This window comes from Microbacterium sp. STF-2 (assembly GCF_034650155.1).
Taxonomy (GTDB): Bacteria; Actinomycetota; Actinomycetes; order Actinomycetales; family Microbacteriaceae; genus Microbacterium; species Microbacterium maritypicum_A.
Genome location: NZ_JARKMW010000001.1, coordinates 331,133 through 352,398 on the forward strand (window position 1 = coordinate 331,133; position 21,266 = coordinate 352,398).

Genomic DNA, 21,266 nt, shown 5'->3' on the forward strand with positions numbered 1-21,266 from the left:
CCCAGCAGCGTCCAGACCTGTCAAACGAGGCACGACGGTCGTCGCGGGCATCGTCGGTAGGATCGATGACGGCTCGGAACCCCGAGCCACCGGCCAGAGCAGGAGTGTCCCCATGAGCGCTGAGCGCGTCGTCCTCGTCACCGGCGGAAACCGCGGTATCGGCCGCGCGATCGCGGAGCGTTTCGTGCGGGACGGATACCGCGTCGCGGTCACCGCTCGCAGCGGCGAGGGGCCGGAGGGGACTCTCACGGTCCGGGCGGATGTCACGGATGCGGCCGCGCTCGATGCGGCGTTCACCGAGGTGGAGCAGCAGCTGGGCCCGGTGGAGATCGTCGTCGCGAATGCGGGCATCACCAAGGACACCCTGCTGATGCGCATGAGCGAGGACGACTTCGACAGTGTGGTCGCGACGAACCTCGGGGGCACGTTCCGTGTCGTCAAGCGTGCCTCGAAAGGGATGCTCCGCGCGCGCTTCGGCCGCATCATCCTGATCTCGAGCGTCGTCGGACTCTACGGCTCCGCAGGCCAGGCCAACTACTCGGCGTCGAAGAGCGCCCTGGTCGGCTTCGCCCGTTCGATCACCCGCGAGCTCGGCGCTCGGGGGATCACCGCCAATGTCGTCGCTCCCGGGTTCATCGAGACCGACATGACTGCGGAGCTCCCTGAGGAGACACAGAAGCAGTACAAGGCGAGCATCCCCGCCGCACGCTTCGCCACCCCCGATGAGGTCGCGGGCGTCGTGACGTGGCTCGCGGGCGACGACGCCGGGTACATCTCCGGTGCGGTCATCCCCGTCGATGGCGGCCTCGGGATGGGGCACTGACCCCGAGACCGGTGTTCAGCGCGCGATCGCCGCGTTGATCAGCGCACCGAGCCGTTCGGGCGCGGAGAACTGCGGCCAGTGGCCGGAGTCGATGCGCACGACCTCGGCGTCATCGATCGACCGGTATTCGTCGGCGTACGCGCCCCACTGGTCGATCATCTCGTCGAACGTGGCCTGATCGAGGCCAGCCATCAGCAGCGTCACCGGAACCCGATGGCGTGAGCGGTTCTCCAGGACGATGCCGTCGGTCGGCACCCTCGCGGGAACGCTGCGGGTGAGGCGAGTCGTACGCGCTCGAGTCGCGTCGTCGAGGTCGCTCACATCCTCGTCCGGGAAGAAGTTCCAACCGGGGAAGGGCACGACCCCGTCCACGATCTCGAACTCGCTGATCCCACTCCCCGGCGGCGGCGGAACCGTGTCGACGAGGACGACCCGGTCCAGGCGCTCAGGGTGCGCATCAGCGACGCCCCACGCGACGTTCCCGCCGCCGCTGTGGCCGACCACCACGACTTTTCCCGGCAGGGCATCGACGGCATCGACGGCAGCGGCGATCCACTCGGCGATGCCGATCTCCGACGAAGCCGAGGCGGGCGCGCCAAGACCGGGGAGGGTCAGCGGATGTGCGCGATGCCCAGCCTGTTCGAGGGCAGGGATCACCTCTTCCCAACTGGACGCATCGAGCCAGAGTCCCGGGATGAGGATGATGTCCATGAGCTGACGCTAGCGGTGGCGTCGGACTTTCACCACAGCGTTCCCCCTACGGCAGCAGGGCGATGACCTCCGCCAAGTCCTGCGGGCCGATGACGAGGCTCGCGGCCTCCCGAACGGCGGGCTTCGCGTTGAAGGCGAGACCGAGACCGGCGACCGCCATCATCGGCAGGTCGTTCGCACCGTCGCCGATCGCGATGGTCGCCCGGGGAGCGACCCCGAGTTCCGCCGCCCACTCCCGGAGCGACAATGCCTTCGCCGCGCCGTCGACGATGTCGCCGTCGACCAGGCCGGACAGCACGCCTTCTGCGGCGTCGAGGCGGTTGGCTCGCCAGCGATCGACGCCGAGGGCCGGCGCGACGCTGTCGAGGATCTCGTGGAATCCTCCGGAGACGACGCCCACCACCCCGCCGCGGTCGTGGACGGCCGCAGTCAGCTCTCGCACGCCGGGGGTGGGCTCGATGCGCGCGCGGACGCGCTCGAAGGCCGACACCGGTACACCTTTCAGAGCCGAGACCCGCGAGCGCAGGCTCGTCGAGAAGTCGACCTCACCGCGCATCGCCGCTTCGGTGGCAGCCTGCACCTCGGCACGCCGTCCGGCTTCGTCGGCGAGCAATTCGATCACCTCGTTGCGGATGAGGGTGGAATCGGCATCAAGGACGACGAGGAAGCGCGCGCTGGTCACCCGTCGAGCCTAGCGATCGCCCGAGTGGTCGGTGTGCGGCGTGACGTGCTCAGCGGTCGATGAAGATGCCCTTGCCCACGACGGTGATGCCGGACTCCGTGACGGTGAAGCCGCGCGCCAGGTCGCGTTCACGGTCCACACCGACCGTCGCTCCATCAGCCAGCACCACGTTCTTGTCGAGGATCGCCCGGTGGATGCGTGCCCCCTGGCCGACGTGCACGTGGTCGAACACGACCGAGTCGGTGATGGTCGATCCTCCTCCGGCGAGTGTCCACGGACCGACCACACTGCGTTCCAGGTGCGTTCCGGACAGCACCGAGCCGAGGGAGACGATCGAGTCGATCGCGTTGCCGATCCGTCCGACCGAGTCCCTGACGAACTTCGCCGGCGGGGAGTTGACGGCCTGCGAGTGGATCGGCCACTCCATGTTGTAGAGGTTGAAGACGGGAAGCGTCGAGATGAGGTCCCGGTGCGCGTCGAAGAACGAGTCGATCGTTCCCACGTCCCGCCAGTACGACCGGTCGCGTGGAGAAGAACCGGGGACCTCGTTCTGCTTCATGTCGTAGTAGCCGGCCTCGCCGCGCTCGACGAAGTAGGGGACGATATCGCCCCCCATGTCGTGTCCGGACACGGGAGACTCCCCGTCGGCCTCGACGGCGGCGATCAGCGCGTCGGCGTCGAAGATGTAGTTGCCCATCGAGGCGAGGACCTCGTGGGGCGAATCCTCGAGGCCCGCGATGTCGGTCGGCTTCTCGAGGAACTGCTTGATCCGTCCGGACTCCGCGTCGGCGTCGATCACGCCGAACTGCGACGCGAGCGCGAGCGGCTGGCGGATGCCGGCGACGGTCGCCTTGGCACCGGACTCGATGTGCGCCTCGAGCATCTGGCGAAAGTCCATCCGGTACACGTGGTCCGCGCCGATCACGACGACGATGTCCGGCTTCTCGTCGTTGATGAGGTTCATGCTCTGCAGGATCGCGTCGGCGGAGCCCGAGAACCACCGCTTGCCGAGGCGCTGCTGGGCCGGCACGGAGGTCACGTAGGAGTCGAGGAGCGCCGACATCCGCCAGGTCTGCGAGATGTGTCGGTCGAGGCTGTGCGACTTGTACTGCGTCAGCACCACGATCTGCCGCAACCCGGAGTTGATGAGGTTCGAGATCGCGAAGTCGATGAGTCTGTACTGTCCGCCGAAGGGCACTGCGGGTTTCGCTCTATCGGCCGTGAGAGGCATGAGGCGCTTGCCCTCGCCGCCGGCGAGGATGATCCCGAAGACCTTCTTTGGAGCGGACATGGCTCCACCATAGATGCCATCATCGTCGCTGTACTAGCGTTCAGACATGCGAGTTGAAATGATCACGAAGGAGTACCCGCCGGAGGTCTACGGCGGTGCCGGCGTGCACGTCGCCGAGCTCGTCGCGGCCCTCAGGGAGCACGTCGACGTGCGGGTCCGTGCGTTCGGCGCACCCCGTGACGAGGCGGGCACCTTCGCCTACCGCACGCCCGCCGAGCTCGCCGGGGCGAACGCCGCTCTGCAGACGCTCGGCACGGATCTGGAGATCGTGTCGGCCATCGCCGAGGCCGATCTGGTGCACAGCCACACCTGGTACGCGAACTTCGCCGGGCATCTCGCCTCGCAGCTGCACGGCATCCCCCACGTGCTCACGGCGCACAGCCTCGAACCCCTTCGACCATGGAAGGCGGAGCAGCTCGGCGGCGGCTACGCCGTCTCCAGTGGGATCGAGCGTCTGGCGTATGAGAACGCCGCAGCGGTGATCGCTGTGAGCGCGGGGATGCGTGCCGACATCCTGCGCAGTTACCCGCAGGTCGACCCGGCGAAGGTGCGGGTGATCCACAACGGGATCGACGTGGAACGCTGGCGTCCGGTACGCGACGACCAGTTCCTGCGATCGATCGGAATGGACCCTGCTCGACCGTCGGTCGTCTTCGTCGGTCGCATCACGCGGCAGAAGGGGCTGCCGTTTCTGCTGCAGGCCGCGCGTCTGCTGCCGCCAGAGGTGCAGCTGGTGCTCTGCGCCGGAGCGCCGGACACACCGGAGATCATGGCGGAGGTCCAAGAAGGCGTCCGGCTGCTCCAGCAGGAGCGGGACGGGGTGATCTGGATCGAGCGGATGCTGCCGCGCGACGAGCTGTCGACGGTCCTGACGGCCGCGACGGCGTTCGTCTGCCCGTCCGTCTACGAGCCCCTCGGGATCGTGAACCTGGAGGCGATGGCGTGCGGGGCGGCGGTCGTCGGGACCGCGACCGGCGGGATCCCCGAGGTCGTCGCCGACGGTGTGACCGGGCGTCTCGTCCCGATCGAGCAGGTTCAGGACGGCACCGGCACGCCGGTGGACCCTGACCGCTACGTCGCGGATCTGGCCGCCGTGCTCACGGAGGTGGCGATGGATCAGGATCGGGCACGCGCGTACGGCGAGGCCGGACGGGAGCGGGCGCGCGAGGAGTTCAGCTGGGCGGCGATCGCCGAGACGACGCGCGCGCTCTACGCGGAGCTGACCGCCTGAGCCGATAGGCTGAAGGCATGCCGAGCGCTCTGGAATTCACCGACGTCGTCGTGCGCCGTGAGGGGCGCAACATCATCGATCACGTGACCTGGAAGGTCGACGACGATCAACGATGGGTGATCCTCGGCCCGAACGGCGCGGGAAAGACCACGCTCCTGCAGCTGGCCGACACTCTCATGCACCCGACGTCGGGAACGGTGACGGTGCTGGGGGAGACCCTCGGCCGCACCGACGTGTTCGAGGTGCGCCCGCGCATCGGCTTCGCCTCGTCGGCCATGGCCAAGCGTGTGCCCCGGGACGAGACGGTTCTCAACACCGTGCTCACGGCCGCGTACTCCGTGCTCGGCCGCTGGAACGAGAGCTACGAGGCCATCGACGAGCGCCGCGCGCTCCGCGTCCTCGGCGACTGGCGTCTCGACCATCTGGCCGACCGCACCTTCGGCACCCTCAGCGACGGCGAGCAGAAGAGGGTCCAGATCGCGCGTGCCGTCATGACGGACCCCGAGCTCCTGCTTCTCGACGAGCCCACGGCTTCGCTCGATCTCGGCTCTCGTGAAGAGCTCCTCGCGCTCCTCAGCGGGTACGCGTCCTCGCCGACCACCCCGGCCATGCTGATGGTGACGCACCACGTGGAGGAGATCCCCGTGGGATTCACCCACGTGATGCTGATCCGGGACGGTGCCGTGGTCGCGGCGGGCCCGATCGCGGAGACGCTCACGGCCGAGGCTCTCAGCGACACGTTCGGCATGCCGATCGTGCTCAGCGGCGAGGACGGCCGCTACGCCGCCCGCGCAGCATCCTGATCCGGGTCTGATAGAATCGACCCTTGGTGCTCTCTGCACCGCAGACTTCCCTCGTCCCTGGCACAATCCAGGGCAGCAACTAAGGAATCCCATGAAGACTGACATTCACCCCGAGTACAAGGCTGTCGTGTTCCGCGACCTCGGTTCGGGCGAGACGTTCCTCACCCGTTCGACCGTGTCGAGCGACAAGACCATCGAGCTGGACGGCGTGGAGTACCCCGTCATCGACGTCGAGATCTCCTCGGCTTCGCACCCGTTCTACACGGGTAAGCAGCGCATCATGGACTCGGCCGGCCGCGTCGAGAAGTTCAACCAGCGCTTCAAGGGCTTCGGCGGCTCGTCCAAGTAACGATCGCCAACGAACAAGGCCCCATGCTCCTCGGAGCGTGGGGCTTTCTTCGTTCCCCGGCCACTGCGTTCGCGGCCGTGCCCGAAACCTCAGAGGTCGAGTCGGATCCGGCCGTCGTCGATCGTGTCCGGAGGATCCCCCGGCGATGGTGCCGGGGCCGTCCGCTGCGTCTGGCGGTCGCGTTCGATACCCGCCTCGTGCGCAGACGGAGACCAGACGGCGTCGAATGCGCCGCCGAGTCCCCCTCCACTGGTCTCGTACTTCTTCTCGATCGGCACCCTCGAGAAGCCGAAGGCGATCACGACGATCACCGCCGAGACCAGGAGCAGCAGCACTCCGACCGTGACGAGCACGCCCACTCCCTGTTCCATGTGCTCCAGAGTAGGCGTCGGGTGGAGCGAGAGCATCCTCCTTCGGGAGGAGATGTTCAGCGGATGCGGCGACCGTGCGCGAGGTCGATGAGGCGCGACAGCACCGGTCCCGAACGCAGCCCGTTGTGCTCGTGCTCACTCGTCTGCCAGAGCTGCACCCCCGGGATGAGCTTCGCCGTCTCGAGAGAGAACTCATATGGCACGTAGACGTCGTTGACGTAGACCGCGGCCGCACCGGTCGCCTCCGACCCGGCGATCGCGGCCGCGTCGTAGAGGCTCGGCCACTCGAACTCGGCGAGCTCGAGGGCGACCTCGCGCCATGGCCGGAACGCGGGCACCGTCTCGGCCCACTCGCGCCGGATGTGCTCACCTGTGAACAGCGTGGGGTCGTCGCGGAAGTCCGTGGGCTCGGTGCGCTCGGCCGACCACCGGGTCGCGTGCCCGTCCGCGTAGCTCGATTCGTGGAAGGCGAAGTACAGCGGGTTGCGGCCGTCGTAGGGCATCGCGTGCATCAGGTCGTATCGGAAGGCGTTTGAGGAGGGATCGCGCTCCAGAATCGACCACAGGGTCTGCCAGCCATCGTCGGTGCCGAGTGCCGATCCCACAGATCGGAGGCGTGAGCGGGAGACGACTTCTCCGTCGGGCAGGACGATGTCGCCGGCATCCGCCAGCTCGACGAGCCGTCGCATCACATCGCGGTGCTCCGGGAAACGGCGGTAGTAGCGTTCCGAGGCGTCGCGCATCTTGTCGTAGCAGAGCGCATACACGTCGTCAGGGTGCCGCCCCACGGAGCTGAGGCCTCCGGTGATGAAGACGTCCTCGAGGGAGGAGGCATCGGTGGAGAGGTACGCCAAGGTCGTGAAGCCGCCGAACGACTGTCCGAGCACGCTCCAGGTGGTGGCGCCCAGGTGCTCGCGCACGGCCTCGCAGTCGCGCACGATCGCGTCGGCGCGCAGATGCGTGAGGTGCTCGGCGACGGCGGCCGAGCCGCGCTCGAGGTCGCCGTCGCCCACAGGAGTGGACCGACCGGTCCCTCTCTGGTCGAGAAGCACCAGGCGATAGTGGGCGAGGGCCTCGTCGAGCCAGGCTGGCGATGTCGAGGAGTGGAAGGGGCGCGGAGCCTCATGCCCGGGCCCGCCCTGGAGGAAGACCAGGTAGGGGAGGGCGTCGCCGCCTTCGCGGGTGACCACGCGGGCGAAGATCTCGATGGTGCGGTGATCGGCCGGATCGCCCCAGACCAGCGGGACGGTGAGCGTGTGCTCTTCGACGGTCAGATCCTGCAGCGTGCGGACGATGGTGCTCATGTTCACATCACATTTCCGATATAGGAGTACTTGACGAAGACCTCCGAGGCGATGCCCGACTCCTCGAGCACGCCCTGCACCGCGGTCATCATGTAGTTGGAATCCCAGCCCATGTAGAGGAAATGACCCTCGTCGAGCTCATCCCACTGCCCCTTCCAGGCCATGTCCTGGTAGATCGGACCGCCGTGCGCGGCGCAGTACGCCAGGGCGGCCTCTCTCGTGTCGGTCCAGGCGCGACGGAAGACCCGATTGAACAGATACTTGACGTCGGGAACCTCCCATCGTTCACCGCGATACTCGACGTAATCGAACTCCCGCTCCCAGCCCGTCGGCCATCCGCGGCGACGGACCGCATCGAGGATCGGCGTCAGGCCGTCGTCATCGATCTCCGGCAGCGCGGGGCGCGCCCAGATGCGGATGAGGTCGGCTGTGAGCGCGATCGTGCGGCGGGTGATCGCCGCCGTGTTCCAGGAGCCGAGGTCGGTGAGATCGCGCGTGGCCGGCACGGAGCTGTGCGCGTAGGCTTCCGAGCGCTTGACGGGGAAGGAGGCACCGAACACCCGCTCCGTCAGCGACTGCTCGAGCAGGGTCAGATTGCCGAGGGTCGGAGCGAGGGCACGGTGGCTGTTCTGCTCGTCTTCGGAATAGTCGATCCACGATCGCTCCCCGTCGCCCGACCACGCATCTCCGGGTACGGTCGGGACGATGTGCTCGACGTCGAAGTCGTCGACGTCGTCGACACCTTCGAGCCGTCCCAGCACATACGCGGGGTGGGGGAGCTCGCTGTACTTCACGACCGCACTGACGCGCTCGTCGGAGGGCGTGATGCGCGCGAACGCCCGGGCGAGCGCATCGCGACCGTCGCGGCGCGCTCGGCACAGTCTGGCGACGAGTCTCTCCGCGGGCAGGTTCACGAGGGCGCGGCGGAGGGAGAGGGCCTGCAACCACTCCAACGTCTCGATGAGCTCTGCACGGTCGATCACGCCGCGCAGATGATCGCTGTAGGCGCTCATCACGAGCGGGTAAGAGGAGCGGCCGAACGTGTTGACGTGGCGCAGTTGCCGCGCGATCTCCGGGTCCTGCTCCCGCGACGGATCCAGCAGGGTGCCGTAGATCTCGGCGTAGTGCCGCCACTCGGCCGCGTCCGCCTGCAGATGGTCGACGTCGACGCGCGGGAACGACTGCCGGAAGGCGCTGTACACGCCGTGCTCGCCGTTCGCGGCGACCTCGCGTCCGGTGACGAGTACGAGGTAATGCCGCCAGAAGGCACCGATCGCCTCGCCGGTGTGCCGTTCTATCGGAACCCAAAACCGGGCCTCGACGTCGACCTGTTCCGCGTGGCTCAGGCCCATCAGGATGTAGTTGTGGATGAGCTCGTGGTCGCGCAGCGGCTCGCCCGTCGAGTTCAGGCTCTCGAAGATCTGCTGCGCGTTCGCCTGCGCGCCGAGGGTGATCGACACGTGCTCGAGCTTCTGCAGCCCGCGCCAGATGGCCGGAACCTCGTCGACGTGGATCTGGCTGCGAAAGAAGGCGTAGTTGTCGTCGAAGCGCGACTCTCGGTCGGCGTCATCGCGTCGATCCAGGACCACGGACTCGTACAGGTCGGCCCAGGCATCGTGCGGGCGCAGCTTGGTGCGGTCCGGAGCGTCGGAGCGCACCAGCACGCGTTCGAGCGCTGCGGCCATGGCGCTGTCGGTATCGCGGATCGCATGATGCAGGGCGGCCACCAGCAGCATGAGAGTGGTGATGCGCTGTTGGCCGTCGATGAGGATCAGGTCGGAGTCGGCTGCGGAGCCGTCTTCGGCGGACAGGATCGAGCCGATGAAGTGACGGTGGGCGTCGTCTTCGCCGGCGACCGCGCGGATGTCGGAGAGGAGACGTTCGCAGCCGCCGATGTCCCACCGGTACTGCCGCTGATACACGGGGACGACGATGGTCGTGCTCCCTGCCGCGAGCCATTCGATCGTGTTGACTGCTGTCGCCTCGACGTTGGTCGCGGTGCTCATGCTGGTGTCTCGTCCTCCCGTAGCGACGGGCGCCGAGGACTCGCCGGGCGCCCCGATCAGTCTATTCGGTTATGCACGGCCGACCTCCGAAGGGCTCCCGGACCACGCTGTTAGGCTTGCCTTATCAGGGCCTGTTAAAACGTGCTGGCCCCCGATGAAAGGAACATGACTCGATCATGGGTTACATCAAGTCCGCTGCCCTCGAGGAAAAGGGATTCGTCGTCCTCGACAGCTACAACCAGGAGCTCGACCCCAAGGAATGGCTCGACATCGAGTACAACGACTGGAAGTCGTCGGGTGACACCCGCTTCGCCCCTCTCGCCAGTGCCTTCGGTGACATCGAGTGCAACGGCTTCTGGAACCACAAGCCGCCGCGCACCGACAAGGATGGCGTCTGGATCGATTCGCAGACCGAGAAGGCCCCGAACCTCGCGCGCCGCGCGCAGGAGCCGGGTGCCAACGTCGGCCGCTGCCGCGTGATCGAGCTGCAGCCGACCCCGTACGGCGACTGCCTCTACAACCTGCACCAGGATGACAACAACCGCCTGAACCCCGACGGCACGGGCTGGGTGGTCCGCGGCTTCTTCAACCTGACGGACGACAAGGACAGCTACTTCGTCCTGCGCGAGAACCGCACCGACCCGAGCATCGAGTACCGCATCGCCCTTCCGGCCGGTGCGCAGCTCATCGTCGACACGCAGCGCCTCTGGCACGCGGCCACGCACAACGGCACCGAGCCGCGCTACTGCCTCATCACCTCGTGGACCTCGGGCCCGGAGCTCGACGCCTACATCGAGAAGTACCACGGCACCGACGATGTGCCCAACTACGAGGTCGACCAGGAGACGCTGGAGTTCGGTTACGCCGAGCAGGCGCGCAAGGACGCCGCTCGTGCGGCGTACTACGCCGCCAAGGGCCAGCAGGTCAAGCAGGCCATGAGCGAGGCCTGATCCTCGTCAGCTCCACGACCGATTGCGGTCGGAAGGCCCCGGTCCCTGTGACCGGGGCCTTCGTCATGGAATGACATGCTTGTGATTTCTGTGGATCTCGGCGAGAATGGGCGCACAACCGCATATTCTCGCCACTTCGTGGTTCAGGTCGTTGGGGAAGACGCACCTGATGAAACGGAGAGATCATGGCGACGGCTTACGCACGTGGAGTGGTGTTCATCCACTCTGCGCCTCGCGCGCTCTGCCCGCACCTCGAATGGGCGGTGGGTCGCGCTATCGGGCGTGCGGTGAACTTCGACTGGACCGAGCAGCCCGTCCTGGACGGCGCACGACGCGCGGAGTTCTACTGGGACGGCCCTGTCGGCACCGGAGCGGCTCTCGCGACGTCCATCCGCGGGTGGGAACACCTCCGTTTCGAGGTGACCGAGGACCCGACGCCCCGCAGCGACGGCGGCCGTTGGCTGCACACACCCGATCTCGGCATCCACTACGCACAGACCGACGCCGCCGGCAACATCGTGATCGGTGAAGACCGCATCCGCTATGCGATGGAGATCGCCGCCGGGAGCGCGGTCGAGCTGCAGCGCGAGCTCGACATCGCCCTCGGCTCCGCCTGGGACGAGGAGCTCGAACCCTTCCGCCACGCCAGCGACGATGCCAGGGTCGTCTGGCTCCACAAGGTCGGCTGAGCCGACACCACAGACCGGAACGGGGGAGGCGTGAGTATCGGAAGCCGGTGAGTCATCCCGGACGCTGAGAAGACGTATCCCCGCTCCCACGAAGATGCCGCCCCGGAAACGGGGCGGCGTCTTCGTCATCCGGATCAGATGACCGCGGAGTGTTGGAGTTCCGCGGTGCGCGATGCGCTTCCCTCGCGCACGTCTCCCCAGGCGAGGGTCAACCGCCGCATCGCCTCCGCCATCCGCTCGGGTGGGAGCGTGATCGGGATGCGCACCCGGCGCTCGAGCACGCCGCCCGTCGTGAAGCGGGGGCCGGGCGGAAGAACGAGGCGCCGCTCGCGCGCGGCGAGGGAGAGCGAGGTGGACAGTGGCGCGCCGATGTCGATCCACGCGGAGAGGCCTCCGGGCGTCGGCGGCATCCGGAACCCGGGGATACCGGCCACACCCGCCTCAACCGCCCCACGACCCGCGCGCAGGCGCCGGCGGACGTGCGCGCTGAGCGCCGGCATGTCGGAGAGCAGCTCGACGGCGATGCACTGCTCGAGCAGCGCCGTACCGAGTTCGAACGAGGGGCGCACCGCGAGCAGCCGCGCGATGACGGAACGCTCCGCGCGGACCCAGCCGATGCGCATCCCGCCCCATGCGATCTTCGACATCGATCCGACGGTGATCACGTTGGGGCCGCCCGCGGCCATGGGAATCGGTGCCCAGCCCCGGTCGATGTCGAGCTCGGTCGTCGTCTCGTCGACGATGAGGTGAGTGCCCACGTTGCGCGCGGTGGTCACGATGCGCGGCCGCTCGTCGTCGGGGAGGGTCGCGCCGGTCGGATTGTGGAAGTCGGGGATGAGATACGCGACATGAGGCCGGGAGCTCATCAGTGTCTCGTTCAGATGCCGCGTGTCCCACCCGTCGGCGTCCACCGGCGTGGGGAGAAGCCGGTACCCGTGGCGGTTCAGCGCCTCGAGAGCGTGAGGGAACGTCGGCTGCTCGACCAGGGCTCGCTCACCGCGCCGCCCGATCGCCGTGAGGATCAGGTTCACCGCGTTGAGTGCACCGGAGGTGATGATGATCTCGTCGGCCGACGTCGGTGCGCCGCGATCACGGAACCGCTGCGCGACGGCTTCTCGCAGCTCGGGAAGTCCACGCAGCGAGTATCCGCTGGTGCCGCGCAGCGCCGCGAGGCGGGGCAGCGAGCGCACCGTCGCGTCGTACAGGCCCGGGGTCGAGTCCATCGACGCGATCGACAGGTCGATGGAGTCGTCGTCGGCCTCCGCGCCCGGAGCGGTGTGGCCGTTGGGGAGCGTGACACGCGTGCTTCCGCCGTGCAGACGTGAGACGTAGCCGTCGGTCTCCAGCACGCCGTAGGCGCGGGTGACCGTCGAACGGGAACGGCGCAGCTCGACTGCGAGTGCACGCTCACTCGGCAGACGCTCGCCGACGGTGAGTCGGCCGTCGAGGATCAGTGCCCTGATCCGGTCCGCGAGCCCCGACGCCGTGGCGCCGGCGACATTGTGCGCTCCGAGCTGTTCGACGAGTCGTGATCCCATACGTCCAGCATGACGCAAAGTGGCCTGATCTCTGCAGACCACTTTGCGGCGAGTGGCTTCGCCTCGAAAGGCGGATCGGGGGCCAGAGTGGAGGGATGCTCCTGCGTTCTGTGCTCCTCCCCGTGACGGCGACCAGTCGGCGCGACCTCGTCGAGAGGCTCGTGCAGCTGCTCGCCGGTCTGTTCCTCTACGGCGTCGCGCTCGGGTTCATGGTGCGGGGAGGCATCGGCGTCGCTCCCTGGGACGTGCTGGCTCTCGGTCTCGCCGCGCAGACCGGCCTCGGCTACGGCGTCATGACCGTGCTGGTCTCGATCATCGTCCTTCTGCTGTGGATTCCGTTGCGCCAACGCGTGGGGCTGGGCACCGTGTTGAATGCCCTGCTCGTCGGTCCGAGTGCGGATCTCGCGCTCGCCCTGATCCCGCAACCGTCCTCGGTGTGGATCGGCGCTCCGATGTTCGTCTTCGGGCTGCTTCTGCTGTCCTTCGCGACCGGCCTCTACATCGCCGCCGACTTCGGCCCCGGCCCTCGTGACGGCCTGATGACGGGGCTCGTCCGTCGAACCGGATGGGCGGTGTGGCTGGTGCGCACACTGATCGAAGGGAGCGTGCTGCTCGTGGGCTTCCTGCTGGGCGGTCCCGTCGGCGTCGGCACCGTGCTCTTCGCCTTCGGTGTCGGCCCGCTGATCGGCTGGTTCCTCCCGCGCATCACCCGGATGCGCGGGGCCCGATCGCAGAAGCTCGGGAGCCTCCGCACCGTCTGACGGAACACCGCGCACCTGCATGACCTGTGCACGCTTGCTTTACCGAGTACCGGCGGATGCTCATGCTTCCGTGTGATCTTCATGCAGATGAGAAGAGCGGCCCTCGGAATCCCGAGGGCCGCTCATCGTTGTGGCGTGTCAGTCGGCGCTGGCGACCACGAGGACCGCGTTGTGACCGCCGAATCCGAACGAGTTGCTGATCGCGACCTGCGGACCGTCTCCGAGGGGCGTGGCGTCGCCGGAGAGGCGGAACGGGACTGCCGGGTCGGGCTCCGTCATGTTGATCGTCGGCGGGGCGACGCGGTCGCGCAGCGCGAGGAGGGAGAAGATCGCCTCGAGCGCACCGGTGCCACCGAGAAGGTGCCCGGTCGATGCCTTCGTCGCCGAGACGGGGATCTCGTCGATCCGGTCTCCGAAGACCTTCTTGAGTGCCACGTACTCGTTGGGGTCGCCGACCGGCGTCGATGTCGCGTGCGCGTTGATGTGCGTGACCTGGTCGGCCGTGACCCCGGCCTCCTCGAGCGCCTGCGTGACGGCACGGGCCGCGCCGTTGCCCTCGGGGTCGTTGCCGGTGATGTGATAGGCGTCTGCGGTGACGCCACCGCCCAGCACATAGCCGTAGATCTTGGCGCCGCGGGCCTTGGCGTGCTCCTCGGTCTCGAGGATCAGCGCGGCTGCGCCCTCGCCCATGACGAAGCCGTCACGGTCGATCGCGCCGGGACGCGAGGCATGGGCGGGGTCGTCGTTCCGGCGCGAGAGGGCCTGCGCGGAGGCGAAGGAGGCCATCGTGATCGGATGGATCGCGGATTCCGTGCCGCCGGCGATCACGACGTCCGCGAGCCCGTCCTGCAGGTGATGGAAAGCGTGGATGATCGATTCGGTGCTGGAGGCGCACGCGCTGACCACGGTCTGCGCGTAAGCGCGGGCGTGGAACTGCAGCGACAGGTTTCCGGCAGCGGCATTCGGCATGAGCATCGGAACGGTGAGAGGCATGACCCGGCGCGGGCCCTTCTCACGGAGGGTGTCCCAGGCGTCCAGAAGCGTCCAGAGGCCGCCGATGCCGGTGGCGAAGTCGACGCCGAGGCGCTCGGGGGCGACATCGGGAGAACCGGCGTCCTCCCAGGCCTCGCGTGCGGCGATCAGCGCGAACTGCGACGAGGGGTCGAGGCGCTTGGCCTCGTGGCGGGGGAGCACCTCTTCAGGGCGGACAATCGCCTCGGCGGCGAAGGTGACGGGCAGCTCGTACTGCTGTACCCAGTCGTGTTCGAGCGTGCGAGTGCCGGACATGCCGGCCAGCAGGTTCGTCCAGTTCTCCGGGGCCGTGCCGCCGATGGCGGAAGTGGCGCCGATGCCGGTGACGACGATGCGCTTGGTCATGAGGTGTGGTTCCTTGTCGAAACGAAGTCGAACGGGTGAGAGGGCAGGCGGAGGATGCCACTCCCCGCGAGGCGCGGGAGTGGCATCCTGCCGGGATTACTCCTGGCCCGCGACGATGAAGCTGACGGCGTCGCCGACGGTCTTCAGGTTCTTGACCTCGTCGTCGGGGATGGTGACGCCGAACTTCTCCTCGGCGTTGACGACGATCGTCATCATCGAGATGGAGTCGATGTCGAGGTCGTCCGTGAACGACTTCTCGAGGGCGACCTCGGAAGCGTTGATGCCGGTCTCGTCGGTGATGAGCTCTGCGAGGCCGGCGAGGACCTCATCGTTGGTGAAAGCCATGTGGTCTTCCTCTTTCTTGCGGGTTGTTTTCGGAACCGTGGAACAGTCTAGGGAAGGTCAGCGCATTCTCAGGGAAGGACGACGACCTGTGCGGCGAACACGAGACCGGCACCGAAGCCGATCTGCAGGGCGAGACCGCCCGACAGCTCGGGGTGTTCGGCCATCAGGCGGTGGCTGGCCAGCGGGATGGAGGCCGCGGAGGTGTTGCCCGTCGTCTCGATGTCGCGCGCGATCACCGTGGTGTCGGGCAGCTTCAGCTGCTTGGCGAACTCGTCGATGATGCGCATGTTGGCCTGGTGCGGGATGAACGCGGCGATGTCGGAGGGCTCGACGCCCGCTTTGTCCAGCGCCTCGCGTGCGACCTTGGCCATCTCCCAGACTGCCCAGCGGAAGACCGTCGGGCCCTCCTGGCGGAGGGTCGGCCACGGCACCACGCCGTCGCGGAAGTCGGTGAGTGTGCCGTTCATGCCTACCGCGTCGGCCTTCGAGCCGTCGGAGCCCCAGACCGCGGGAGCGATGCCCGGCGTGTCACTCGGGCCGATGAGCGCAGCGCCCGCACCGTCGCCGAGGAGGAAGGAGATGCTGCGGTCGGTCGGATCGACGACGTCGGACAGCTTCTCGGTGCCGATCACCAGTGCGTAGCGCGCAGCGCCGGCCTTGATCAGCGCATCGGCCTGAGCGATCGCATAGGCGTAGCCGGCGCAGGCAGCGTTGATGTCGTAGGCCGCCGCGGGGTTCGCCCCCACGCGGTCGGCCACGATCGCCGAGACGGACGGGGTCTGCTTGGGGTTGCTGATGGTCGCGACGATCACCAGATCGACCTGGTCCGCCGGGACACCCGACTTCTCGATCGCCTCGGCCGCCGCCGTGGTCGCGAGGTCGATCGCGTCCGTCCCCTTGTCGGCTCGCGCGCGGGTGATGATGCCCGTGCGCTGGCGGATCCACTCGTCGCTGGAGTCGATCGGACCCACCAGGTCTTCGTTCGGCACGGCGTTCTCGCCGCGGGCGGCGCCGTAGGAGTAGATGCGCGTGTATGCCGGGCCGGTCACCTGGGCGAGGGTGGCACTCATGCGGCTTCTCCATTCAGCAGCGCGACGGCTGCATCGAGGTCTTCGGGAGTCTTCACGGCGACGGTCGGGATACCGCGGAGGCCGCGCTTGGCGAGGCCGACCAGGGCGCCGGCGGGGGCGAGCTCGATGATCCCGGTCACGCCGGCGTCCGCGAAGGACTGCATGCAGAGGTCCCAGCGCACCGGCGACGAGACCTGGTCGACGAGGAAGCTCAGCGCCTGGGCCCCGTCCGCGACGACGGAGCCGTCACGGTTGGTCCAGAGAGTGATGTCGGGGTTCGCGGGGGTGACGTCGGCCACCGCATCGCGGAGAGCGGCGACGGCGGACGCCATGTACCGCGTGTGGAAGGCTCCGGCAACCTGCAGCGGGACCACGCGGGTGCCCTTGAGGGGTTCCTCCGCGAGAGCGGCGAGAGCCGGGAGGGCGCCGGCGACGACGATCTGTCCGCCGCCGTTGTAGTTGGCGGGGGAGAGGTCGAGCTCGGCGAGGCGCGCCAGAAGGGCGTCTTCGTCGCCCCCGAGCACGGCGCTCATCCCGGTCTGCTCCTGCGCCGCAGCGTCGGCCATCGCACGGCCGCGGATGCCCACCAGGCGCATGCCGGTGTCGGCGTCGATCACATCGCTGCCGACGAGTGCCGCGATCTCTCCGACCGAGTGGCCGGCGATGCCGTCGGCGCGACGACCGGCGCGCTGCGTCAATGCGTCACCGGCGATCAACGACGCGGCGACGATCAGCGGCTGCGCGACACGCGTGTCACGGATCGTGTCGGCGTCGGACACCGTGCCGTGTTCGTGCAGATCGACCTCCGCGGCGTCGGAGTACGAGGCGAGGCGCTCGGCCACCCCGTCGAGCTCGAGCCAAGGGGCGAGGAATCCGGGGGTCTGCGAGCCCTGACCTGGGCATACGACGACAATCACCCACCCAGTCTGCCAACGATTGCCGGAGATCGGTGGATGATCCATCACAAGATTCGGAAAAACCCTTGTGTGTGGCGTACAGAAGGGCGCGCTCAGCGCTGCGGACGTCGAAGCGGTGGCCGCCGCCGCACCTGATCCGCCGCACCGATCGAACCGAGGATCAGCGCGGTCTGCAGGATGAGAGCCTCACGGGGGCCGGTGGCGTCCCAGCCGATGACCTCGCTCACGCGCTTCAGGCGATAGCGCACGGTATTGGGGTGCACGAACAGCTCGCGTGCTGTGGCTTCGAGGGAGCGCCCGTTGTCGAGGTAGCTCCACAGAGTCGTCACCAGATCGGTGGAGTGCGCCTGCAAGGGGCGGAAGATGCGCTCGATCAGGGTCTGCTTCGCCAACGGGTCTCCGGCGAGCGCCCGTTCCGGGAGCAGGTCATCGGCTTCGACGGGACGGGGAGCACCGCGCCATGCACGGGCGACGGCGAACCCCGCGAGCGCGGCGCGTGCGCTCTGGCTCGCGTCCACGAGGGCGGCGACCTCGGGGCCGAGTACGACGTATCCGGGGCCGAAGGACGGCTCGAGGCGGGAGGCGATCTCCTGGAAGCCGAGCTCTTCGTCTTCGACCTCGTGCCCCTCGACTCGGGCGCGTCCGAGCACCAGGACGAGTCGGGAGCCCTGCACGCCGATGAGCACGTCGACAGCGAGCTTCCTCGCCGTACGTCGGACCAGATCGACGTCGAACTGGGGAGGCGTGGTGCCGACGAGGACGGCGACCTCCCCGTGACCGTGCCATCCGAGCGCGGCGATCCGGCTCGGGAGCTCTTCGTCGGCCTCGCCCGTGAGGATCGAGTCGACGACGAGCGCCTCCAGGCGCGCATCCCACAGGCCCCGGGCCTCCGCAGCCCTGGCGTACACGTCGGCCGCCGCGAAGGCGACGTCACGCGAGTAGAGCAGGATCGCTTCGCGGAGATCGTTTCCCCGTCCGGCGACGCGCTCCTCGGTGACCTCGACCGTCACGCGGATCAGCTGCAGGGTCTGCTGGAGGCTGACGCTGCGCAGGAGTTCACGCGGGGCGGCGGCGAAGATGTCGGCCGCGATCCACGGTGTGGAGGTGGGGTCTTCGTACCACTGGATGAACGACGTGATGCCCGCCTGGGCCACCAGCCCGACCGCAGAGCGGCGGGCTGGTGGCATATCGGCGTACCACGGGAGGGTGTCCTCCAGGCGCTTGATCGTCACCGAGGCGATGTCACCGGAGATCCGGCGCAGCCAGGTGAGCGTCGCGGCCTTGTCCATGCCGGAAGGAGGAGAACCTGTCACCGAGGGCTCAGCTTTCGCCGCCCGCGTTGCCGCTGGTTCCGGCGTTCACATCGTGCAGGCTGTACTTCTGGATGGCCTGCGCGGCGAGAGAACGGTCGACGACCCCGTCTTCGGCGAGCGACTGCAGAGTGCGGACGACGATCGACGGGCCGTCGATCTTGAAGAAGCGACGAGCCGCGGCCCGCGTGTCGGAGAAGCCGAAGCCGTCGGCACCGAGCGTGGCGAAGCGGTTCGGCACCCACGGGCGGATCTGGTCCTGCACAGCGTGCATGAAGTCGCTGACCGCGACGACCGGACCCTCGGCACCCTGCAGCTTCTGGGTGAGGTACGCGGTGCGGGGCTCTTCCTCCGGGTGCAGGAAGTTGTGCTCGTCGGCGGCGAGGCCGTCGCGGCGAAGCTCGGTCCAGGACGTGACCGACCAGACGTCGGCGATCACACCCCAGTCGTTCTTCAGCAGCTGCTGAGCCTCGAGTGCCCAGGGAAGACCGACGCCCGACGCGAAGAGCTGGGCGCGGGGGCCCTCGCCCTCGCCGACCGAAACGCGGTGGATGCCGCGCACGATGCCGTCGACGTCCACGTTCTCCGGCTCCGCCGGCATGACCATCGGCTCGTTGTAGAGCGTGATGTAGTACATGACGTTGGGGTCTTCGTGGTTGCCGCCGTACATGCGCTCGAGACCGGAGCGCATGATGTGCGCGATCTCGTAGCCGTAGGCCGGGTCGTACGAGACCGTCGCCGGGTTCGTGGCGGCGAGCAGGTGCGAGTGGCCGTCTGCGTGCTGCAGGCCCTCACCCGTGAGGGTGGTGCGACCTGCCGTGGCGCCCATGATGAACCCGCGGGCCATCTGGTCGCCCGCCGCCCACTGGGCGTCGCCGGTGCGCTGGAATCCGAACATCGAGTAGAAGAGGTAGATCGGGATCAGCGGCTCGCCGTGCGTGGCGTAGGAGGTGCCGGCCGCGGTGAACGCGGCGAGCGCACCCGCCTCGTTGATGCCGACGTGCACGATCTGGCCCTGCGGGCTCTCCTTGTAGGCGAGGAGGAGCTCGCGGTCGACCGACGTGTAGTGCTGGCCGTTGGGGTTGTAGATCTTCGCCGACGGGAAGTAGGCGTCCATTCCGAACGTGCGGGCCTCGTCCGGGATGATCGGGACGATGCGGTGGCCGAAGTCCTTCGAGCGCAGCAGGTCCTTCAGCAGGCGGACGAACGCCATGGTCGTGGCGATCTCCTGCGTGCCGGAGCCCTTCTTGGGCAGGGCGTACGCCGAGTCGTCCGGCAGCGACAGTCCGACGTGGGTGGAACGGCGCTCCGGCAGGTAGCCGCCGAGAGCCTGACGACGCTCGAGCATGTACTGGATCGTCTCGTCCTGGGGGCCCGGGTTGTAGTACGGGGGCAGGTAGGGGTTCTCCTCGAGCTGCGCATCCGTGATCGGGATGTGCATCGCGTCGCGGAACGTCTTGAGATTGTCCAGCGTCATCTTCTTCATCTGGTGGGTCGCGTTGCGGCCCTCGAAGTGCGGACCGAGGCCGTAGCCCTTGACGGTCTTCGCGAGGATGACGGTGGGCTTGCCCTTGTGCTCGGTCGCCGCCTTGAACGCGGCGTAGACCTTGCGGTAGTCATGGCCACCGCGCTTGAGGTTCCAGATGTCCTCGTCGGAGTAGTCCTTGACGAGGGCCGCGGCGCGCTCGTCGCGTCCGAAGAAGTGCTCGCGCACGTAAGCGCCGGACTCGGCCTTGTACGTCTGGTAGTCGCCGTCCGGGGTGACGTTCATCAGGTTGAGCAGTGCGCCCTCGGTATCGCGGGCGAGCAGGTCGTCCCATTCGCGACCCCAGACGACCTTGATGACGTTCCAGCCCGCACCGCGGAAGAACGACTCGAGCTCCTGGATGATCTTGCCGTTGCCGCGCACCGGACCGTCGAGGCGCTGCAGGTTGCAGTTGACGATGAAGGTGAGGTTGTCGAGGCCCTCGTTGGCGGCGACCTGCAGCTGGCCGCGGCTCTCGACCTCGTCCATCTCGCCGTCGCCGAGGAAAGCCCAGACGTGCGACTGCGAGGTGTCCTTGATGCCGCGGTTCTCGAGGTACTTGTTCGACATCGCCTGGTAGATGGCGTTGATCGGCCCGAGCCCCATCGACACGGTCGGGAACTGCCAGTACTCCGGCATCAGACGCGGATGCGGGTACGACGGGATGCCGTTCGGGGCGTGCGACTTCTCCTGGCGGAAGCCGTCGAGCTGGTCTTCGCTCAGACGTCCCTCGAGGTACGAGCGGGCGTAGGTGCCGGGCGAGGCATGACCCTGGATGAAGATCTGGTCGGCGCCGCCGGGGTTGTCGGCACCCTTGAAGAAGTGGTTGAAGCCGACCTCGTACAGCGCGGCCGACGACGCGTACGTCGAGATGTGTCCGCCGACGCCGATGCCGGGGCGCTGCGCGCGGTGCACGGTGATCGCGGCGTTCCAGCGGATCCATGCACGGTAGCGACGCTCGACCTCTTCGTCGCCGGGGAACTCGGGCTCGTTCTCCGAGGCGATGGTGTTGATGTAGTCCGTCGTCGGGACCATCGGCACGCCCAGGTGCAGCTCCTTCGAGCGCTTGAGCAGGCTGAGCATGATCTCGCGGCCGCGGCCGTGGCCCTTGGCATCCACCAGCTCATCGAGGGACTGCTGCCACTCGCCGGTCTCCTCCGGATCGCTGTCGAGGGGGCCCTGGGAGTACGGATCCTGGTCGTGCACGGTCACG

Annotated in this window: 20 protein-coding genes; 7 read left to right on the forward strand and 13 right to left on the reverse strand. The window is 68.0% G+C overall.

Features of this window, described 5'->3' with window-relative positions; translation table 11 throughout:
* Window positions 1-112 precede the first annotated feature (112 nt).
* Window positions 113-823 carry a beta-ketoacyl-ACP reductase gene (locus MicroSTF_RS01610; RefSeq protein WP_017830420.1) on the forward strand — a complete coding sequence of 237 codons (711 nt, stop codon included), beginning with the start codon at window positions 113-115 and terminating at the stop codon, window positions 821-823.
* Between the two features lie 15 nt (window positions 824-838).
* Here MicroSTF_RS01610 and MicroSTF_RS01615 read toward each other — a convergent pair whose 3' ends face one another.
* Genes MicroSTF_RS01615 through glgC form a run of 3 tightly spaced genes read right to left on the reverse strand, consistent with a single transcriptional unit; the run spans window position 839 to window position 3,507 of the window.
* Window positions 839-1,534 (reverse strand): alpha/beta fold hydrolase, encoded by a 696-nt coding sequence (locus MicroSTF_RS01615; RefSeq protein WP_322953118.1) that lies wholly within the window; start codon window positions 1,532-1,534, stop codon window positions 839-841.
* Window positions 1,535-1,580: 46 nt separating this feature from the next.
* Window positions 1,581-2,216, reverse strand: coding sequence for a phosphoserine phosphatase SerB (gene serB, locus MicroSTF_RS01620; RefSeq protein WP_136024279.1), 636 nt, complete (start codon window positions 2,214-2,216; stop codon window positions 1,581-1,583).
* A 49-nt stretch (window positions 2,217-2,265) separates the two neighbouring features.
* Entirely contained in the window at window positions 2,266-3,507 is a 1,242-nt protein-coding gene (gene glgC / locus MicroSTF_RS01625; RefSeq protein WP_021200737.1) for a glucose-1-phosphate adenylyltransferase, read from the reverse strand.
* A gap of 46 nt (window positions 3,508-3,553) precedes the next feature.
* Here glgC and glgA point away from each other — a divergent pair, with 46 nt between their 5' ends.
* The 3 genes from glgA (at window position 3,554) to MicroSTF_RS01640 (ending at window position 5,890) form a co-directional block, all read left to right on the forward strand.
* On the forward strand, window positions 3,554-4,738 hold the full coding sequence (gene glgA, locus MicroSTF_RS01630) for a glycogen synthase (protein WP_322953124.1): 1,185 nt from the start codon (window positions 3,554-3,556) through the stop codon (window positions 4,736-4,738).
* Window positions 4,739-4,755: 17 nt separating this feature from the next.
* Window positions 4,756-5,541, forward strand: coding sequence for an ABC transporter ATP-binding protein (locus MicroSTF_RS01635; protein ID WP_021200735.1), 786 nt, complete (start codon window positions 4,756-4,758; stop codon window positions 5,539-5,541).
* 91 nt (window positions 5,542-5,632) lie between these two features.
* Window positions 5,633-5,890, forward strand: a complete 258-nt coding sequence (locus MicroSTF_RS01640) for a type B 50S ribosomal protein L31 (RefSeq protein ID WP_021200734.1) — start codon at window positions 5,633-5,635, stop codon at window positions 5,888-5,890.
* 89 nt (window positions 5,891-5,979) lie between these two features.
* Here the strand turns inward: MicroSTF_RS01640 and MicroSTF_RS01645 are convergent, their stop codons facing one another.
* Genes MicroSTF_RS01645 through MicroSTF_RS01655 form a run of 3 tightly spaced genes read right to left on the reverse strand, consistent with a single transcriptional unit; the run spans window position 5,980 to window position 9,571 of the window.
* On the reverse strand, window positions 5,980-6,261 hold the full coding sequence (locus MicroSTF_RS01645) for a hypothetical protein (RefSeq protein ID WP_021200733.1): 282 nt from the start codon (window positions 6,259-6,261) through the stop codon (window positions 5,980-5,982).
* A gap of 56 nt (window positions 6,262-6,317) precedes the next feature.
* On the reverse strand, window positions 6,318-7,565 hold the full coding sequence (locus MicroSTF_RS01650) for an alpha/beta fold hydrolase (RefSeq protein ID WP_416338458.1): 1,248 nt from the start codon (window positions 7,563-7,565) through the stop codon (window positions 6,318-6,320).
* 2 nt (window positions 7,566-7,567) lie between these two features.
* Window positions 7,568-9,571 carry a DUF262 domain-containing protein gene (locus MicroSTF_RS01655; protein WP_297558452.1) on the reverse strand — a complete coding sequence of 668 codons (2,004 nt, stop codon included), beginning with the start codon at window positions 9,569-9,571 and terminating at the stop codon, window positions 7,568-7,570.
* A 176-nt stretch (window positions 9,572-9,747) separates the two neighbouring features.
* Here MicroSTF_RS01655 and MicroSTF_RS01660 point away from each other — a divergent pair, with 176 nt between their 5' ends.
* Together MicroSTF_RS01660 and MicroSTF_RS01665 are read left to right on the forward strand one after the other, a co-directional pair.
* Window positions 9,748-10,521: a hypothetical protein gene (locus MicroSTF_RS01660; protein WP_322953138.1), complete on the forward strand. Its 774-nt coding sequence runs from the start codon at window positions 9,748-9,750 to the stop codon at window positions 10,519-10,521.
* Window positions 10,522-10,706: 185 nt separating this feature from the next.
* Window positions 10,707-11,210, forward strand: a complete 504-nt coding sequence (locus MicroSTF_RS01665; RefSeq protein ID WP_017830431.1) for a DUF3145 domain-containing protein — start codon at window positions 10,707-10,709, stop codon at window positions 11,208-11,210.
* A gap of 134 nt (window positions 11,211-11,344) precedes the next feature.
* Here the strand turns inward: MicroSTF_RS01665 and MicroSTF_RS01670 are convergent, their stop codons facing one another.
* Entirely contained in the window at window positions 11,345-12,748 is a 1,404-nt protein-coding gene (locus MicroSTF_RS01670) for a PLP-dependent aminotransferase family protein (protein ID WP_021200729.1), read from the reverse strand.
* Window positions 12,749-12,843: 95 nt separating this feature from the next.
* Here MicroSTF_RS01670 and MicroSTF_RS01675 point away from each other — a divergent pair, with 95 nt between their 5' ends.
* Window positions 12,844-13,509 (forward strand): hypothetical protein, encoded by a 666-nt coding sequence (locus MicroSTF_RS01675; protein ID WP_322953145.1) that lies wholly within the window; start codon window positions 12,844-12,846, stop codon window positions 13,507-13,509.
* Between the two features lie 138 nt (window positions 13,510-13,647).
* Here the strand turns inward: MicroSTF_RS01675 and MicroSTF_RS01680 are convergent, their stop codons facing one another.
* The 6 genes from MicroSTF_RS01680 to aceE all read right to left on the reverse strand — a co-directional run bounded on the left by MicroSTF_RS01680 (window position 13,648) and on the right by aceE (window position 21,265).
* A complete protein-coding gene (locus MicroSTF_RS01680; protein WP_322953146.1) occupies window positions 13,648-14,886 on the reverse strand; it encodes a beta-ketoacyl-[acyl-carrier-protein] synthase family protein in 1,239 nt (412 codons plus the stop codon).
* A 96-nt stretch (window positions 14,887-14,982) separates the two neighbouring features.
* Window positions 14,983-15,231: an acyl carrier protein gene (locus MicroSTF_RS01685; protein WP_017830435.1), complete on the reverse strand. Its 249-nt coding sequence runs from the start codon at window positions 15,229-15,231 to the stop codon at window positions 14,983-14,985.
* 68 nt (window positions 15,232-15,299) lie between these two features.
* A complete protein-coding gene (locus MicroSTF_RS01690; RefSeq protein ID WP_136024273.1) occupies window positions 15,300-16,301 on the reverse strand; it encodes a beta-ketoacyl-ACP synthase III in 1,002 nt (333 codons plus the stop codon).
* Window positions 16,298-17,218, reverse strand: a complete 921-nt coding sequence (locus MicroSTF_RS01695; protein ID WP_322953159.1) for an ACP S-malonyltransferase — start codon at window positions 17,216-17,218, stop codon at window positions 16,298-16,300. The genes MicroSTF_RS01690 and MicroSTF_RS01695 overlap by 4 nt, the downstream gene beginning before the upstream one ends.
* Window positions 17,219-17,310: 92 nt before the next feature.
* Window positions 17,311-18,507 (reverse strand): PucR family transcriptional regulator, encoded by a 1,197-nt coding sequence (locus MicroSTF_RS01700; RefSeq protein ID WP_297558547.1) that lies wholly within the window; start codon window positions 18,505-18,507, stop codon window positions 17,311-17,313.
* Window positions 18,508-18,538: 31 nt separating this feature from the next.
* The gene (gene aceE / locus MicroSTF_RS01705; RefSeq protein ID WP_021200723.1) at window positions 18,539-21,265 is read right to left on the reverse strand and encodes a pyruvate dehydrogenase (acetyl-transferring), homodimeric type; all 2,727 of its coding nucleotides are present in this window, start codon (window positions 21,263-21,265) and stop codon (window positions 18,539-18,541) included.
* Between the last annotated feature and the right edge of the window lies 1 nt (window position 21,266).